The following is a 15,908-nucleotide window of genomic DNA, read 5'->3' as shown; positions in this document are numbered from 1 at the left end:
TATTAAATATATTTACCATAGATTTGCAATCAAATGCTCCAACGGTAAATTCAGCATTATCTGGCATTTTGCGGAATAAGTAGAGCAGAAACTTATAGTGACAAGATAAATCAAGAAGATGATTTTAAAGGCAGAACATCTCATAAAAAAATATAAACAACGTACTGTTGTCAACAATGTATCCTTTCATGTAGAACAAGGAGAAATTGTCGGATTATTGGGGCCAAATGGTGCTGGTAAAACGACCTCTTTTTATATGATTGTAGGTCTGATCAAACCCAATGACGGAAAAGTATTTTTAGATGATCAAGAGATCACGCAAGATGCGATGTACCAACGCGCGCAGCGTGGAATAGGTTATTTGGCACAGGAAGCTTCTGTTTTCCGCAAGTTATCCGTAGAAAACAATATCCTCGCTGTATTAGAGATCCACTACCCCAATAAAGAAGAACGGATGGCCAAGTTGGAAGAATTGCTATCCGAATTCAGTCTACATCGTGTCCGTAAAAACAGGGGTGATCTTTTGTCGGGGGGCGAGCGCCGACGTACCGAAATCGCTCGAGCATTGGCAGCAAATCCATCGTTTATCCTATTGGATGAGCCATTTGCAGGGGTTGACCCTATTGCCGTAGAGGAAATCCAAACGATTGTTGCTAAACTCAAAACACGTAATATTGGCATCTTAATCACCGACCACAACGTACAGGAAACTTTATCAATTACGGATAGGGCCTACCTTTTGACCGAAGGAAAGATTATGCTTACAGGTACACCTGAAGAAATCGCGGATAATGAACTAGCCCGAAAATTCTATCTTGGTCGCCATTTTGAATTAAGAAGGAAAAAATTTTAAAGCATAACCAATACCCTCTATGGCCTTATTAAATTCCATTTTTACTTGGTTCATGAAAAAAAGGATTCACCAAATCGAGCTTTTCATGAAATATCCCCACGATGTACAAGAGGAATGGTTCCAAAGTTTAATTTCTACTGCCGAAGCGACGGAATGGGGAAAAAAATACGACTACACGAGCATACTCACCCCAGAAATCTTCAAAGAGCGTGTACCTATACAGGATTATGACGATATCAAAGGTTATGTAGATCGGATGATCAAAGGTGAGCAGAATATTCTGTGGCCTTCGGATATCAAATGGTTTGCAAAATCATCTGGAACAACCTCTGATCGCAGCAAATTTATACCGGTGAGCGAAGAGGCCTTAGAAGAATGTCACTTCCAGGGAGGAAAGGACATGTTGACGATATACTGTCACAATAGGCCTGAAAACCGTGTTTTTACCGGAAAGTCTGTTGTCATCGGTGGCTCATCCCAGATCAACAACTTCAGCCCAGATTCCTATTATGGAGATCTATCTTCCATCCTGATCCGCAATCTTCCATTTTGGGCGGAATTCAAACGAACCCCAAACATGGAGGTGACTTTAAACCCCAATTTTGAAGAGAAAATTGAGCAGATCGCGCAAATTACCATCAAAGAAAATGTCACTAGTCTGGCTGGTGTACCAACCTGGAATATTGTGATGGCCAAACGTGTATTGGAAATCACAGGCAAAAACAACCTATTGGAAGTATGGCCAAACCTTGAATTTTATGGTCATGGAGGTGTGAGCTTCAAGCCCTACCGCGAGCAGTTCCACAAACTGATTCCATCAGATAAGATGTACTATCTAGAAAACTACAATGCCTCAGAAGGGTATTTTGGGTTACAGGATGAATCGGACTCTGAAGATCTTTTGCTCATGCTGGATTATGGGATATATTACGAATTCCTTCCCACAGAACGTATGCATGAGGAAAACCCGACAACGCTACGTTTGGATCAGGTAGAAATCGGCAAGAACTATGCACTGATCATTTCCACCAATGCCGGATTATGGCGTTATAAAATAGGCGATACAATCAAGTTTACGTCTTTGTCTCCCTACCGTTTTCAGATATCGGGACGTACAAAACAATATATCAATACATTTGGTGAAGAAGTGATCGTTGACAATGCCGAGCAAGCACTTGCTGAAGCAAGCAAGCTGACAAATGCGCGTATAAAAGATTATACCGCAGGACCCGTATATTTTAGGGATGCCGAAGCGGGAGCACACGAATGGGTCATTGAATTTGACCAGCAACCCAACGATTTTAAACGTTTTTGTGAAATATTGGATGCCAAGTTGAGAGAAATCAATTCAGATTACGACGCAAAACGATTCAAGAACATGGCACTTCGACCGCCAATTGTTCATAATGCACCATCAGATACTTTTTATAAGTGGATGAAGTCGAGAGGTAAATTGGGTGGACAGAATAAAGTCCCTCGATTGAGCAATAATAGAGAATATCTTGACCCGCTTTTAAAGATTTTGCAAGATTGACCGTACGTCTATTCTTGTGGAGATTAGCCAAGATTTTATGATACAATCTTGGCTAATCCTGTTTTTTTAGGGTTTAATTGCAGTTTTATACAAAAACACAAAAAAACCAAGGATAAAATTCACAGAAATACCTTTCTTTTGAATTTCAACATCACGCTGTAACAATTCGCGAGTTTCACCCGATGTTACTTCATTGCTTTTGTTAAGACGGTGAGTCAATTCCATACTAAGTTTATTTTATGATAAGTGATTTTATAGCGTAAGCGACCCAATGCCCATCTATGGTCGCAGTCTTTATTTCCAAACTTTATGCCACAAATACAGGAATCGTATTAATTAACACAAAATTAATACAATTAATTAAAAACAGGTTACCCCTATAAATTTTATCGGTTTATTTTTCATTTTCATAGGTATAGTGTAGTAAATCGGAGAATGACTGTCCGAAATAAAAGCCATTTTTCCGAACGGGAAATTATCATAGCAAAGTGCAATTTATATTTCAATTTTTCCTAACTTAGCCTAAGTAATATAAAAAATAAGATGAACGCGACAGAGAACTATTCAATTCGCGTAGAGCCAACTCAAAATTCAAGACTCTCGCAAGTAGATTTCGACAATCTAAAATTCGGAAAGATATTATCCGACCACATGCTGGTCGCAGACTATGATGATGGTGAATGGAAAGATGTCAGCATCGTCCCTTACGGAGATATCAGTATCAGTCCTTCTATGTCAGCTTTACATTATGGTCAAGCAATCTTTGAAGGTATTAAAGCCTATAAATTCGCAGATGGTACAGTGAGTATCTTTCGTCCAGACAGAAACTGGGAAAGATTCAACAAATCTGCAGCACGCCTTCAGATGCCTGAGGTTCCTGAGGAAATTTTTATGGATGGTCTGAACAAACTATTGGATATTGACCGCAATTGGGTTCCTGCTAAAGAAGGTTCTTCTTTGTATATACGTCCATTTATGTTCGCTACTGAAGCCGCATTGGGCGTACATCCATCCAAATCATACAAGTTTATCATTATCACAGGCCCAGTTGGTGCTTACTATAGTAAACCGATTAGCTTAAAAGTTGAAACGTACTATACACGTGCTGCTGAAGGTGGTGTTGGATTCTCGAAAAATGCCGGTAATTATGCGTTGTCGCTTTATCCGACCCAATTGGCTAACGATGAAGGCTACGATCAAATTATGTGGACTGATGCTTCAGAACACAAATATATCGAAGAAGCAGGCACTGCAAACCTAATTTTCCGTATTGGTGACACCATTATCACCCCACATGGCGATACGATCTTACATGGTGTAACCCGTCGTACAATTATGGAATTGGCAGAGAAATGGGGGTATAAAACTGAACAACGGAAAGTATCCGTACAGGAACTTATCGATGGTATTAAAGCAGGTACAGTTACTGAGGCATTTGCTGCAGGAACAGCTGCAACGATCACCGACATTAGCCGGATCGGTTTTGAAGGTCAAGACTACAATTTACCTCCAGTTGAGGGCCGTGAGTTCTCCAATAGAGTTTTACATTATCTGAATGAATTGCGTTATGGTAAAGTAGCAGATCCATTTGGATGGAATTACTTGGTAAAATAAACGGGTAATTGCAATAGAAAAAGCAGTTGGTAATCGCCAACTGCTTTTTTTATTTGTATTGATCACAAAGAATCTTCAGTTAATTTTTATAGCTGTAGGTCCTCGTGAGAGCATGAAGCTTTTATTGCATCAGATGCTGCTTAACTCATTGCGTCCCCGTCAAGTAGCTTCGCGTTTATGAAATCAATAATCGTCCCTGTTTCATCAGGCTGAAACCACGAAGTATTGCCATATTTTTTAAACCAAGTAATCTGCCGCTTTGCGTAGCGTCTTGAATTTTGCTGGATTCTCTCCACAGCTTCTTCCAAAGAGATATTTCCATCGAGGTAATCAAACAATTCCGCGTAGCCTACCGTCAACAAGGCTGGTTTACTCCTAAAGGGAACCAATGACTTTACTTCTTCCAACAATCCCATTTCCATCATCCGTTCCACCCGAAGATTAATCCGTTCGTACAACCGCGAGCGTTCCATATTCAATCCGATCGTCAGGATATCAAATGGTCTTTTACTTAGGTCTTTTTTGTGATAAAAGGACATGGGTTTACCTGTTGCCTCAAATACTTCCAAGGCACGAACGACACGCTGTGGATTATCGATATCTGCGATTTGATAATAGGCTGGATCAATTGTTTTTAATCGCTCCTTCATCTGTTCAAGCCCCAATTGTGCCATTTCATTGTTGAGTCTCTCGCGTACTTCATCTCCTGCTTTAGGTAGATCATCCAAGCCTTCGCAGAGCGCACGGACAAATAGCCCAGACCCTCCGACCATAACAGCCACATCATGTTGACGGAATAGTTCATCCAACTTGTCTAAGGCTTCCCGTTCAAAATCGCCCGCGGAATAATCCTGGGTAATGGAATGTGAATTTATAAAATGGTGCGGGGCACTAGCCAGTTCTTCTGAATCCGGCTTTGCTGTTCCAATGGTCATCTCGCGATAGAACTGTCGGGAATCGGCAGAAATAATTTCGGTCTTAAAATATTGAGCTAATGAAATAGCCATTGCAGTTTTTCCAACAGCAGTCGGACCTACAATGGCTATCAGTGTTTTCTTTTTTGCCATAATATTTGCTTCAAATGCTCAAATATGCATTGAAAGCATGTTCAATTAATATTCGTCTTCGTAGCCGCTAGATCCCTCGCGCTCTTCCTCGCCTTCACCCTCTTCGTCTTCATCTTCGCTATCGAAGCCATCTAGTTCATCCTCGTCATCTACACCATATTGTGTATCATCCTCCTCAACATATTCATCCTCCTCAACAGCATCGGATACCGGGAAGTTAGCAGCAGTCATTGTTTTAGGTACTTGACCTACAGACTTGAATAAGGCCGGATAGTCTTTACCCGCTTCCTCTTTCAAAATCTTGATCAGCTCCACTTGAAAATCATACGGGCGGTCAAAATTATAGACGTAATAAAACTTTTGGTGAGGATCATCAATAAACTTGCTCAGGCGAATATTCTCCATCAACAAAACTTCAGCATCTTTTTTTCGCTGGGTCGGTTTAAACGCAATTTCCGTCCCTTTTTTCCATTGATCATTGCTCACGTAAAAAGAGGAAGAAGTATCCGTCGCATAACCTGTCGTTTTGTGGATTTCCTCGTGCATGTCTAAAAATGTACTTTTCGAAGGCATATCAATTTCACGATATACATCTTCATAATCTTCAAAAGTAACTCTAAATCTATAAATTGCCATCTTCTATGTATTCTTCTTTTTAGCAGTTTAAAATTAATACTATATTTTAAGAATTGGAAATTTCCAACTGGATTTCTTGTTTGACCTCCAAGCCCATGCCTACTGCTTTTTTCACTAAATATTGATAAGCTTCAATCCGGGAATTTGGGATCTCGCCTTCCAAAATAGCCTCGCGGATCAAGTTTTTTAACTGTCCAACAGCACGTCCGGGTGTTAATCCGAAAAGTATCATAATATCTTCACCACTGATCGGCGGTTGCCAATTTCGGATCTTGTCACGTTCCTCTACATCCTTTAGTTTCTGCTTGACAAGTTCAAAATTTTGGCGGTACTTTTTCTTTTTAAACTCATTCTTCGTTGTCACATCGGCGTGGCACAGCATCATTAGTGCATCAATGTCATCACCTGCTTCAAATAATAAGCGTCTGACAGCAGAATCTGTCACAATATCCTGAGCAAGGACAATCGGACGAAGATGCAATTGTACAAGTTTCTGTACAAATTTCATCTTTTCGTGTAACGGTAATTTTAGTTCAGCAAAAAGTTTCGGTACCATACGTGCACCGCGGTCTTCATGCCCATGAAATGTCCAGCCTAATTTTTTATCAAAACGTTTTGTCGCAGGTTTGGCGATATCGTGCATAATAGCAGCCCAGCGCAACCAGAGATCATCTGACAATTCACACACATTATCCAATACTTCCAATGTGTGGTAGAAATTATCTTTATGTCCTTTTCCATCAATAATATCAACTCCATGCAGGTTGTACATGGCCGGAAAAATCAATTCTAATAGACCTGTATCAAAAAGGTATTTAAAACCCACTGAAGGTTTAGGTGAAAGAATGATCTTATTGATCTCATCGATAATCCGTTCCTTTGAAATAATCTTAATACGTTCTTTTGTATCAGTAATTGCTGTAATGGCGTCAATGTCAATCTTGAAATTTAGCTGGGTTGCAAAACGGATCGCACGCATCATACGTAAGGGATCATCCGAGAAAGTTTCAATTGGATCGAGGGGTGTCCGGATAATACGGTGTTCGAGATCCTTTACACCATCGAAGGGGTCTACCAAAGTACCGTAATCGGCTTTATTCAACGAAAAGGCCATGGCATTGATGGTAAAATCACGACGGTTTTGATCATCGGTCAATGTGCCATCCTCTACGATCGGTTTCCGGGAGTTCGCTCGGTAAGATTCCCTCCGCGCACCCACAAACTCTACATTCAAACCCTCAAAAACGAGCATTGCAGTTCCAAAATTCTTATAGACCGCCACTTTCGTATGAAGCCTTTCACCTAGTAAAGTTGCAAATTCAATACCACTTCCCACTACAACAATATCCACATCGTTCTTGAATGGACGCTTCATAATGTAATCGCGCACATACCCCCCAATGACATAACACTCCGTATTTGTCTGCTCGGCGAGCTCTTTGATGATAGAAAATATTGGATGTTGTAAATTATCGCACATAGTTAGAACAGCAGGTAAAAAACCAAACAGTTTGCAAAAGTAATACTTTTTTTTAGTATTAAGTATGGAGATATAAGAATTGAGATTTTGATCTTACAAGCTGTAAGCCGATACGATTTCTGTTTTATCTTATCACTGGAGAATCATTATGATCCTTAATGAAGGATAGGATTCTCGTCATCTGCCTAACTTGATTTATATAACTTTATAGATCAAAAAATCATCAACTATTACAACCCTAATCTCGATCTTTGGACAATTTGCGGAATGCCAATGGATTTTTCAGCAATTCTGCCTGTTCCCTTCTGCGTTTTACAATATGGACTGCAGTGAAAATTGCTTCCACAAATGAGCTTGGTGAAGCCAGGTTTTTTCCAGCAATATCGTAACCTGTACCATGATCCGGTGAAGTACGTACTATAGATAGTCCTGCAGTGTAATTGACACCAGCACCTTTCGCAATATGCTTAAATGGAATTAACCCTTGATCGTGGTACATAGCCAAAACCGCATCAAACTTTTCATAAGCTCCTTTTGCAAAAAAACCATCCGCCGGATAAGGGCCAAAACAAAAGATCCCTTGTTCATTTGCTTTTTCTACGGTTGGTCGAATAATCTGGTCATCCTCCGTACCTATAATCCCGTGATCTCCAGCATGTGGGTTAAGTCCTAAAACAGCTATTTTGGGTTTTTCTACCCAGAAATCCTTTTTCAAAGACTCATTCATGAGGATCAACTTTTTCAGTATCGCTTCTTCGGTGATATTCGCAGCCACATCATGTAGTGGAATATGTCCTGTCACTACACCAATGCGTAGTTCATCACAGACCATAAACATCAACACATCATCAGCTTCAACTTTAGCCTGTAAATATTCGGTATGACCAGGAAATTGGAATCCCTCCTGTTGAATATTATGCTTATTGATCGGCGCAGTCACTAAAGCATCGATTTTACCAGCTTTCAAATCCTCAATCGCTCTTTCCAAAGACAAAAAAGCATATTTTCCGCCAATTTCGTTTTCCTCTCCCAAAGAGATCTTGACATCTTCCTGCCAGCAATTGATCATATTCGCCCTTTTAGGATGGGCCTGTTCAGCATCATTGATTACATTAAAACTAAAATCGTTTATTCCTACCGCTTTCCGATGAAAAGAGGCAACTTTTGTATTTCCATAAACAATTGGTGTAAAAAAATCGCACATACGTTGATCTACCAGTGACTTGATAATTACTTCAAGTCCAATACCATTAATATCCCCTACGGTAATTCCGATTTTTAGTTTATCACTCATCCTTTTTAAATGCTTTGAATCAAAAATAGGGATTTTTTTTTAGTATTGAGTAGTTAGATATGCGTATTGAGATTTTGGCCAGAGAAGCCAATGGCTTGCAAACTGTCTCTACTTTTTAATTTTGACTTTTTACTTTATAAAGCTTTTTAATTTCTAATTTTGCATCATGAGTACAGTTAGAGCAAAAAAACATCTAGGACAGCATTTCTTAAACGATAAGAATGCCGCACAACGTATTGTAGAGGCATTGGATCCTAAATTGGGTTTCAGCCAAGTACTCGAAGTTGGTCCGGGAATGGGTGTCCTCTCTGACTTTCTATTACAGAAAGAAGAATATGAGACCTATCTGATCGATGTTGATGAGGAATCGATTGCCTATTTGGATGATAAATACCCACAATTGGGGAAAAGATTAATCCATGGCGATTTTCTAAACCTTGATTTTTCGCAATATTTTGGCGAAAAGATGGCTGTCATCGGCAACTTTCCTTATAATATTTCCTCTCAGATTCTCTTCAAAATTCTGGACGAACGTCAACGTGTTGTTCAAATGACAGGGATGTTTCAAAAAGAAGTCGCTGAGCGCTGTACAGCGAAAGCAGGCAGTAAAGAATATGGAATTCTGAGTGTGTTTTTACAAGCTTACTATAAAGTAGAATACCTCTTTACCGTAAAGGCTGGCGCTTTTAATCCGCCGCCTAAGGTACTGTCGGGTGTCATCCGTATGACCCGCAATGACCGCGAACAACTGGCCTGTGATGAGAAGCTGTTTTGGCGTGTCGTCAAAGCAGGATTCAATCAACGTCGCAAAACTTTACGCAATTCCCTCTCAGGGGTTGTCCCGAAAGATAAAATGTCAGATAATCCGCTTTATGAGTTGCGGGCCGAACGGTTAACTGTAGACGATTTTGTCAGCTTGACTAACGAGATCGCGAATTGCCTTTGATATGAATTTTGCAGATAACACTTTTATTATTGTTGGCGGTGGGATCGCTGGATTATGTGCCGCGATAGGCCTTCAAAAATTGGGTCTTAAAGCCCATGTTTATGAAAGTGTAGCTGAACTTAAAGGTATAGGTGCAGGTTTTGGACTCGCTGCCAATGCCATGCAGGCTCTAGATCATCTGGGATTAAAAGATGAAATCAGTCAAATTGGACATTATCTGGGTTCCTATAATGTGTTGGATCAAAAAGGAAATCTTTTGGTCGAACCGAATACCAAATCCATCAGCAAAAAATACAATCAGGACAATTTTGCCATACATCGGGCGGACCTGCACCAGTTTCTTTTATCAAAAATTCCCGATAGTCAGGTTCACCTTGGCAAACGCGCGACTTCCTTTGAACGGTTAGGGGAACAAGTCTGTGTTCATTTTACCGACGGAAGCCAAGTTGTAGGAGCTGCATTACTTATTGCCGATGGTGTACATTCACTATTACGTCAACAATTGATACCGGCCTCAAGCCCCCGTTATTCAGGTTATACCTGCTGGCGGGCAACAATAGATAACAGCAGTATCCAACTCAAAAAAAGCACTGAAACCTGGGGTTCAAAAGGTAGATTTGGAATGACACCCCTTGTTGGCAATCGTGTATATTGGTATGCCTGCATCAACAGCATACAGCAAAATCCGACGCTAAAAAACTGGACCACAGCAGAATTATTGAACAACTTCAAGGAATACCACAATCCTATTCCAACGATTCTGTCCGAGACCAAGGATACCGAACTGATCTGGAACGACATTATAGATATCGCGCCATTACAACAGCTTGCTTTTGACAATATCCTTTTGCTCGGAGATGCTGGTCACGCCACTACCCCCAATTTAGGACAGGGCGCCTGTCAAGCAATAGAAGATGTTGCTGTGTTGCTGGATGAGCTGAAAACAGCCGCATCCATTCAACATGCCTTCTCGCGATTTGAAACGCGTCGATTGGATCGCGTCAACTATATCAGTAACACTTCCTGGCAGATTGGCAAAATCGCCCAATGGGAAAATCCCCTTTTGATTGGCATGCGCAATTTTTTTATGAAAATAATGCCCAACGGGCTCAAACAGCAACAATTAAACAAACTGTTGTCAGTAGATTTTATGCAAATTAACCGTAATCATGAAGACTAATATTTTGATTGTCGATGACATCCACGAAATTATGTTGGAGAAATTTGCGCAGGCGGGTATCGCTTATGATTACCGCCCCGATATCGACCGTGCTGAAACCGAAAAGATCATTGCGAACTACTCCGGAATGGTCATTCGTTCGAAATTTCAGGTAGATAAGCCGCTTTTTGACTTTGCATCCAACCTCCATTTTATCGCACGTGCTGGAGCAGGAATGGATAATATCGACGATGAAATTGCCATTCAAAAACAGGTTACCTTGATTCCCGCCAATGAGGGAAACCGAGATGCTGTGGGCGAACACATGATCGGAATGTTATTGAGTCTGATGAACAATCTCAACCGCAGTGATCAGCAAGTGAGAGCTGGTCAATGGTTGCGTGAAGCCAACCGTGGCTATGAGCTTAAAGATCGCACTGTTGGTTTGATCGGTTATGGCCATAATGGTATGGCGATGGCCAAAAAGCTTTCTGGTTTTGACGTGAAGGTACTGGCTTACGACAAATACCGGACGAATTATACTGACGAGTATGCAGAAGAAGCAAGCATGGAAAATATTTACGAACAAGCCGATATTATTAGTTTCCATATCCCATTGACTGCCGAGACAAAGGGAATGATTGATGATGCGTATTTATCGAAGTTTAACAAACCTATCTTTTTCCTGTTGGGTGCCAGAGGTGAGATTGTACAAGTTCCGGCCGTACTAAACGGTCTTGATAAGGGCCGTATCCTGGGAGCAGCTTTTGATGTACTCCCTGTTGAAAAATTCCCCAAACTTGGGGAACAGACCTGGTATCCCGACCTTATCACTAGGGATAACGTCATTTTATCTCCCCATGTAGCGGGCTGGACTTTTGAAAGCTATTACAAATTATCAGAAGTTGCTGCAGATAAGATTATCGCATTTTTAAAGCAACAGGGCAAATATTAAAAAATAAAAACTTTAATCCATCATCGGATGATGAAAGCAATATTACCTAGTAAATACTAAATAAGACTACGATCAAAAATTGGAGCACCAGACTACCATCCAATAAGTAGGCATAGTGGTAGTGATCTTTCGTTTTGAAGACAGCCAGCTTTAGGAGTGCATAAATCAGTATATTGGTTAAGATCAGCCCCAATTTGATCCATAACAGATAAGGAGCGATAAGGATTAAGAGACTATGTAACAGCAATAAAGTATAGGTAAGTCTTTTTGCCTTTTGCTCCCCTAACATATTGGGCAATGTCCTCAAATGATAGTAGGAATCCTGTTGAATATCGCGTATATCAAAAGGTAGCGTGCAAATAATCAAAAATATAAATTTTAGCACACAAAGTGCAACAAGTACCCAAGAGTCTATCCTGTCCCCGATATTAAGCAATTCGACATAAGGAAGCACGACACTACTGCATACCCAAACCAAGGCGATATGGAAGATTTTCGCCCCAGGAACTTGCCGAAGCCCAACTTTGCGATCATGAAAAGTAAACAGCGGCATCCCATACAACAAGCTCAATATTCCAATAAAACCTAGGAATAAGAACGAATAAATATGGATGTGCAGCAAACAGTAACCAAGAATAATTAATGCGATCACGTTATTTAGCCACATCACCCACTCGTGGTTAAATATCCAGCGCGTGCGGGCAAATTTTGATTCTTTTGGGTTTTGGGGTTTAGACCACCATAAGCTAAAGTTGTAAAGCAATAATGTTGCTGTTCCCTCAACCAAGACAATAGACCAATTGATCGGACGTTCAAATATAATATAGGTCAGCGCACATTGGGCCATGGCGGCCAATGCAATCAAAATATTCGTATAAATGCTGATATAGAATATCTTTCTTAGAAACAACATCTGTGTTTAATCTTGCTGCAATATAACAATCTTGATAGATAAAAGTAGTTTAACATTATATTAAACATCAAATTGTTGATAAAATGGGCAAAAACCGCTAAATTGTACACCGAAATTGAGCTATTAAAAACAATTTCGCAACGATAACTTTATAAATTAAAATAATTCATAATAATCCTATAACAATGAGCCTACAAATAAAATCATTTGAAGAATATCAAAGTGAATATAAGCGAAGTGTAGAACAACCTGAGGAGTTTTGGGCGAGCATAGCGGATCATTTTTTCTGGAAGAGAAAATGGAACAAAGTGCTAAACTGGAACTTTGAGGAACCTAATATCAAATGGTTTGATGGTGCAAAATTAAATATTACCGAAAACTGCCTGGACCGTCATATTTATGCGAATGGCGATAAACCAGCGATTATCTGGGAGCCAAATGACCCAAATGAAGCACATCGTATCCTTTCCTATAAACAATTGTTGCAGAAGGTTGAACAATTTGCTAATGTATTAAAGAATAACAATATCAAAAAGGGTGACCGTGTCTGTATTTATTTACCGATGGTTCCCGAATTGGTGATTGCGGTATTGGCCTGTGCCCGTATAGGCGCTATCCACTCGGTTGTCTTTGGTGGATTCTCGGCACGTTCCATCGCCGATCGTATCGTGGATGCGGAATGCAAATTGATCGTTACTTCCGATGGTAGCTACCGTGGTAATAAAACCATTGGACTTAAAAATATTGTTGATGATGCTTTGATGCAATGTGATACTGTAGAGAAAGTCATTGTATTAACACGTACGCGTACACCGGTATCCATGATCAAAGGCCGTGATGTATGGTGGGAAGATGAGATCAAGAAAGTGGAAACCCAAGGAAATCCAGCCTGCCCAGCGGAAGAAATGGATGCTGAGGATACCCTGTTTATCCTTTACACGTCTGGATCTACAGGTAAACCTAAAGGAGTTGTACATACCTGTGGTGGCTATATGGTTTACACGGGATACACCTTTATGAATACCTTCCAGTATCAACCAAATGATGTATTTTTCTGTACAGCTGACATTGGTTGGATTACTGGCCATAGCTATATTGTTTACGGGCCACTATCCCAAGGTGCCACTTCATTGATGTTTGAAGGTATCCCAACATTCCCAGATGCCAGCCGTTATTGGGATATTGTTGACAAATTTAAAGTCAATATCATTTACACGTCCCCTACAGCGCTACGTTCATTAATGGCTTTTGGCGATCAATTTGTAGATAAAAACGACCTTTCCTCACTACGTGTACTAGGTTCAGTAGGCGAACCTATCAATGAAGAAGCCTGGAACTGGTTTAATGAAAAGGTCGGTAAAAAGAACTGTCCTGTCGTTGATACTTATTGGCAAACGGAGAATGGTGGTCACCTGATCACTTCTTTAGCTGGTGTTACACCAGAAAAAGCAAGTTATGCGATGTTCCCAATGCCTGGTGTACAACCGGCGTTGATGGACGAAAATGGAAAAGAAATCGAGGGCAATGATGTCACCGGAAATCTATGTATCAAATTCCCTTGGCCAGGTATGCTACGTACGACCTGGGGCGACCATGATCGCTGTAGACAAACGTACTTCTCCACTTACAAAGACATGTATTTTACGGGCGATGGCTGTTACCGTAGCCCAGAAGGATATTACAAAATCACAGGTCGCGTGGATGATGTCTTGAATGTATCTGGTCACCGCATCGGTACTGCGGAGGTAGAGAATGCCATCAATATGCATGCTGACGTTGTGGAATCCGCTATTGTCGGTTATCCACATCCGGTAAAAGGCCAGGGTATCTATGCTTACGTTATTGCTAATCACCACACGGATGCAGAAGCAACTAAAAAAGATATCATGGAGACTGTTTCGCGCATTATTGGTCCTATTGCCAAACCAGATATTATCCAGTTTGTCAATGACCTTCCAAAGACACGTTCCGGAAAGATCATGCGCCGTATTCTACGCAAGATTGCTGAGGGAGATATCAGTAATTTAGGTGATACTTCTACTTTGCAGGATCCTACAGTAGTCGAAGGCATCATCCAGGGTGCTGAAGGCCTGAAAAAATAGTTCCGCTAGAACCTTTAACAAAGGAAGCCCTGCAATATATTTTTGACAGGGCTTTTTGTTACAATTCCATCAGTTTTTAAACCTCAAATTTTTTGTCAGATTGTTCCAGATACGTCTAAAAATAGATTTATCTTCGGTAATGATCTCACCATCTCCAAATAACCCAGGTTTAAGTTGGATCAATGGATTGCTACCCGTCGTATCAAGACCAACAGTCGTAAAGAACACACTGTCCCGAATCGGAATATCTGAAATATATTCCACCTTCCCTCTTAAATAACCGTATTCTTCAAAGGGATATCCGTTCACTTTAATCAAAACTTTTTGACCTTTCTTCACTTTCGCTGAAGCAGTTTGGGGCAATAATACCTCGCCATAATATTTTTCGCTTTTGGGATTGATATAGAATAATTTTTGTCCGACGGCAACCTGTTGATTTATCTGTAAGAATTCTCCATAAATTAGCTTTCCACTGACGGGGCTCGTCATGACATATTGTTTTTTCCAGTTCTCCGCTTCACTGATAAAGCTATTTAATGCTTGTATAAATTTTTTCTGTTCTTCTCCGATCTGATTTTCAATTTCCGCCAGTTCCTTATTTTTAGACAGGATATTTCCTTCATAACTGATCAAACTATTTTCCATTTGGGGAATAATCTGGCGTTTTGCCAACAACAGCGCTTCCTTTTCCTGAAGTTCGGCAGGACTGATCACCTTCTTTTCAGCCAGTAATTTGTACTTTTCGTATTCTTTCTCTGCCAGATCAAGTTGCTGCTTCTGCAATTCAAAAGACTGACTATTCTTTTTATATTGTTCATTCACATTCGTAACTTCTTGATTGATCACCGACCGACGCTTTTGGTATATTCCTTGATCCCGGGCGGAGACATAACTCAGATAGGAAAGATAGAAGTTTTGATAAGCACCTTGTAGTTCTCCTAAATTGAGATTCTTTGGCTCGATCAATGCCTCCAGATTATAAGTGGCATTCGGTTGTTGACGTATTTGTTGAAGCTTATCCAAAAGCACCACAATCTGGTCATGATCTGCTGTGCTCTCTAAATAAGCTAATGGTCCACCTGCTTCTACCCAGTCACCGTCTTTCTTTAAAAGTTTCACCAGACTTCCATTGACCTTAGCAGAAAGGACTTTGGGGGCATCTGTTGTATTAAATCTAATCTTACTATCCACAGTTTCAGGATAACGTATAAATACAGACATCCCCAGAATAAGCAATACTGTCAACAGGATAAATGTTATCCCTCTTCTTAAAAGCCAAGATGGCGGTTTGGCGATAATATCCTGTAAATCTTCTGAATGGATATCTGATTCTATAATCGATGATTCTTTCATAG

Annotated in this window: 14 protein-coding genes; 7 read left to right on the top strand and 7 right to left on the bottom strand. The window is 40.4% G+C overall.

All coding sequences use genetic code 11. From position 1 onward, the window contains the following. Positions 1 to 118 precede the first annotated feature (118 nt). Together lptB and LC454_RS10065 are read left to right on the top strand one after the other, a co-directional pair. The gene (lptB, locus tag LC454_RS10070) at positions 119 to 853 is read left to right on the top strand and encodes an LPS export ABC transporter ATP-binding protein (RefSeq protein WP_120260132.1); all 735 of its coding nucleotides are present in this window, start codon (positions 119 to 121) and stop codon (positions 851 to 853) included. Between the two features lie 19 nt (positions 854 to 872). Then, positions 873 to 2,387, top strand: a complete 1,515-nt coding sequence (locus LC454_RS10065) for a GH3 auxin-responsive promoter family protein (RefSeq protein WP_120260133.1) — start codon at positions 873 to 875, stop codon at positions 2,385 to 2,387. A gap of 66 nt (positions 2,388 to 2,453) precedes the next feature. On the opposite strand, the gene LC454_RS10060 is transcribed toward LC454_RS10065, so the two are convergent. After that, the gene (locus LC454_RS10060; RefSeq protein WP_167457296.1) at positions 2,454 to 2,612 is read right to left on the bottom strand and encodes a hypothetical protein; all 159 of its coding nucleotides are present in this window, start codon (positions 2,610 to 2,612) and stop codon (positions 2,454 to 2,456) included. A 318-nt stretch (positions 2,613 to 2,930) separates the two neighbouring features. Between LC454_RS10060 and LC454_RS10055 the strand changes: the two genes are divergently transcribed. Continuing rightward, positions 2,931 to 4,001, top strand: coding sequence for a branched-chain amino acid aminotransferase (locus LC454_RS10055; protein ID WP_120260134.1), 1,071 nt, complete (start codon positions 2,931 to 2,933; stop codon positions 3,999 to 4,001). A 140-nt stretch (positions 4,002 to 4,141) separates the two neighbouring features. Here LC454_RS10055 and miaA read toward each other — a convergent pair whose 3' ends face one another. The 4 genes from miaA to pdxA all read right to left on the bottom strand — a co-directional run bounded on the left by miaA (position 4,142) and on the right by pdxA (position 8,478). Further along, a complete protein-coding gene (miaA, locus tag LC454_RS10050) occupies positions 4,142 to 5,068 on the bottom strand; it encodes a tRNA (adenosine(37)-N6)-dimethylallyltransferase MiaA (RefSeq protein ID WP_223581984.1) in 927 nt (308 codons plus the stop codon). Between the two features lie 45 nt (positions 5,069 to 5,113). Next, a complete protein-coding gene (locus LC454_RS10045) occupies positions 5,114 to 5,704 on the bottom strand; it encodes an IS1096 element passenger TnpR family protein (RefSeq protein ID WP_120260136.1) in 591 nt (196 codons plus the stop codon). Between the two features lie 46 nt (positions 5,705 to 5,750). Further along, complete coding sequence (locus tag LC454_RS10040) at positions 5,751 to 7,184, bottom strand: CCA tRNA nucleotidyltransferase (RefSeq protein WP_223581982.1); 1,434 nt, start codon at positions 7,182 to 7,184, stop codon at positions 5,751 to 5,753. Between the two features lie 238 nt (positions 7,185 to 7,422). Next, positions 7,423 to 8,478: a 4-hydroxythreonine-4-phosphate dehydrogenase PdxA gene (gene pdxA, locus LC454_RS10035; protein ID WP_223581981.1), complete on the bottom strand. Its 1,056-nt coding sequence runs from the start codon at positions 8,476 to 8,478 to the stop codon at positions 7,423 to 7,425. Between the two features lie 166 nt (positions 8,479 to 8,644). Here pdxA and rsmA point away from each other — a divergent pair, with 166 nt between their 5' ends. From rsmA to LC454_RS10020, 3 genes are read left to right on the top strand one after another with little or no spacing between them, the layout of a single operon-like run. Further along, the gene (gene rsmA / locus LC454_RS10030; protein ID WP_120260139.1) at positions 8,645 to 9,424 is read left to right on the top strand and encodes a 16S rRNA (adenine(1518)-N(6)/adenine(1519)-N(6))-dimethyltransferase RsmA; all 780 of its coding nucleotides are present in this window, start codon (positions 8,645 to 8,647) and stop codon (positions 9,422 to 9,424) included. A gap of 1 nt (position 9,425) precedes the next feature. Next, positions 9,426 to 10,604, top strand: a complete 1,179-nt coding sequence (locus tag LC454_RS10025) for an FAD-dependent monooxygenase (RefSeq protein WP_223581979.1) — start codon at positions 9,426 to 9,428, stop codon at positions 10,602 to 10,604. After that, a complete protein-coding gene (locus tag LC454_RS10020; protein ID WP_223581977.1) occupies positions 10,594 to 11,538 on the top strand; it encodes an NAD(P)-dependent oxidoreductase in 945 nt (314 codons plus the stop codon). Before LC454_RS10025 ends, LC454_RS10020 begins: the two co-directional genes overlap by 11 nt. Before the next feature lie 46 nt (positions 11,539 to 11,584). On the opposite strand, the gene LC454_RS10015 is transcribed toward LC454_RS10020, so the two are convergent. Further along, a complete protein-coding gene (locus tag LC454_RS10015) occupies positions 11,585 to 12,451 on the bottom strand; it encodes a hypothetical protein (protein WP_223581975.1) in 867 nt (288 codons plus the stop codon). Positions 12,452 to 12,636: 185 nt separating this feature from the next. On the opposite strand from LC454_RS10015, the gene acs reads away from it, so the two are divergent. Further along, the gene (gene acs, locus LC454_RS10010; protein WP_223581973.1) at positions 12,637 to 14,553 is read left to right on the top strand and encodes an acetate--CoA ligase; all 1,917 of its coding nucleotides are present in this window, start codon (positions 12,637 to 12,639) and stop codon (positions 14,551 to 14,553) included. A 69-nt stretch (positions 14,554 to 14,622) separates the two neighbouring features. On the opposite strand, the gene LC454_RS10005 is transcribed toward acs, so the two are convergent. Continuing rightward, positions 14,623 to 15,906: an HlyD family secretion protein gene (locus LC454_RS10005; RefSeq protein ID WP_223581971.1), complete on the bottom strand. Its 1,284-nt coding sequence runs from the start codon at positions 15,904 to 15,906 to the stop codon at positions 14,623 to 14,625. Positions 15,907 to 15,908 lie beyond the last annotated feature (2 nt).

This window comes from Sphingobacterium sp. GVS05A, assembly GCF_019969845.1.
Lineage (GTDB): Bacteria > Bacteroidota > Bacteroidia > Sphingobacteriales > Sphingobacteriaceae > Sphingobacterium.
Note: the sequence above shows the minus strand (reverse complement) of the source record. Positions and strands in the feature narration are given on the sequence as shown.

Excerpts from the sequence above, each read along its gene's own strand:
- lptB (WP_120260132.1), top strand. The coding sequence starts at position 119 with ATGATTTTAAAGGCAGAACATCTCATAAAAAAATATAAACAACGTACT.
- LC454_RS10065 (WP_120260133.1), top strand. The coding sequence starts at position 873 with ATGGCCTTATTAAATTCCATTTTTACTTGGTTCATGAAAAAAAGGATT.
- LC454_RS10060 (WP_167457296.1), bottom strand. The coding sequence starts at position 2,612 with ATGGAATTGACTCACCGTCTTAACAAAAGCAATGAAGTAACATCGGGT.
- LC454_RS10055 (WP_120260134.1), top strand. The coding sequence starts at position 2,931 with ATGAACGCGACAGAGAACTATTCAATTCGCGTAGAGCCAACTCAAAAT.
- miaA (WP_223581984.1), bottom strand. The coding sequence starts at position 5,068 with ATGGCAAAAAAGAAAACACTGATAGCCATTGTAGGTCCGACTGCTGTT.
- LC454_RS10045 (WP_120260136.1), bottom strand. The coding sequence starts at position 5,704 with ATGGCAATTTATAGATTTAGAGTTACTTTTGAAGATTATGAAGATGTA.
- LC454_RS10040 (WP_223581982.1), bottom strand. The coding sequence starts at position 7,184 with ATGTGCGATAATTTACAACATCCAATATTTTCTATCATCAAAGAGCTC.
- pdxA (WP_223581981.1), bottom strand. The coding sequence starts at position 8,478 with ATGAGTGATAAACTAAAAATCGGAATTACCGTAGGGGATATTAATGGT.
- rsmA (WP_120260139.1), top strand. The coding sequence starts at position 8,645 with ATGAGTACAGTTAGAGCAAAAAAACATCTAGGACAGCATTTCTTAAAC.
- LC454_RS10025 (WP_223581979.1), top strand. The coding sequence starts at position 9,426 with ATGAATTTTGCAGATAACACTTTTATTATTGTTGGCGGTGGGATCGCT.
- LC454_RS10020 (WP_223581977.1), top strand. The coding sequence starts at position 10,594 with ATGAAGACTAATATTTTGATTGTCGATGACATCCACGAAATTATGTTG.
- LC454_RS10015 (WP_223581975.1), bottom strand. The coding sequence starts at position 12,451 with ATGTTGTTTCTAAGAAAGATATTCTATATCAGCATTTATACGAATATT.
- acs (WP_223581973.1), top strand. The coding sequence starts at position 12,637 with ATGAGCCTACAAATAAAATCATTTGAAGAATATCAAAGTGAATATAAG.
- LC454_RS10005 (WP_223581971.1), bottom strand. The coding sequence starts at position 15,906 with ATGAAAGAATCATCGATTATAGAATCAGATATCCATTCAGAAGATTTA.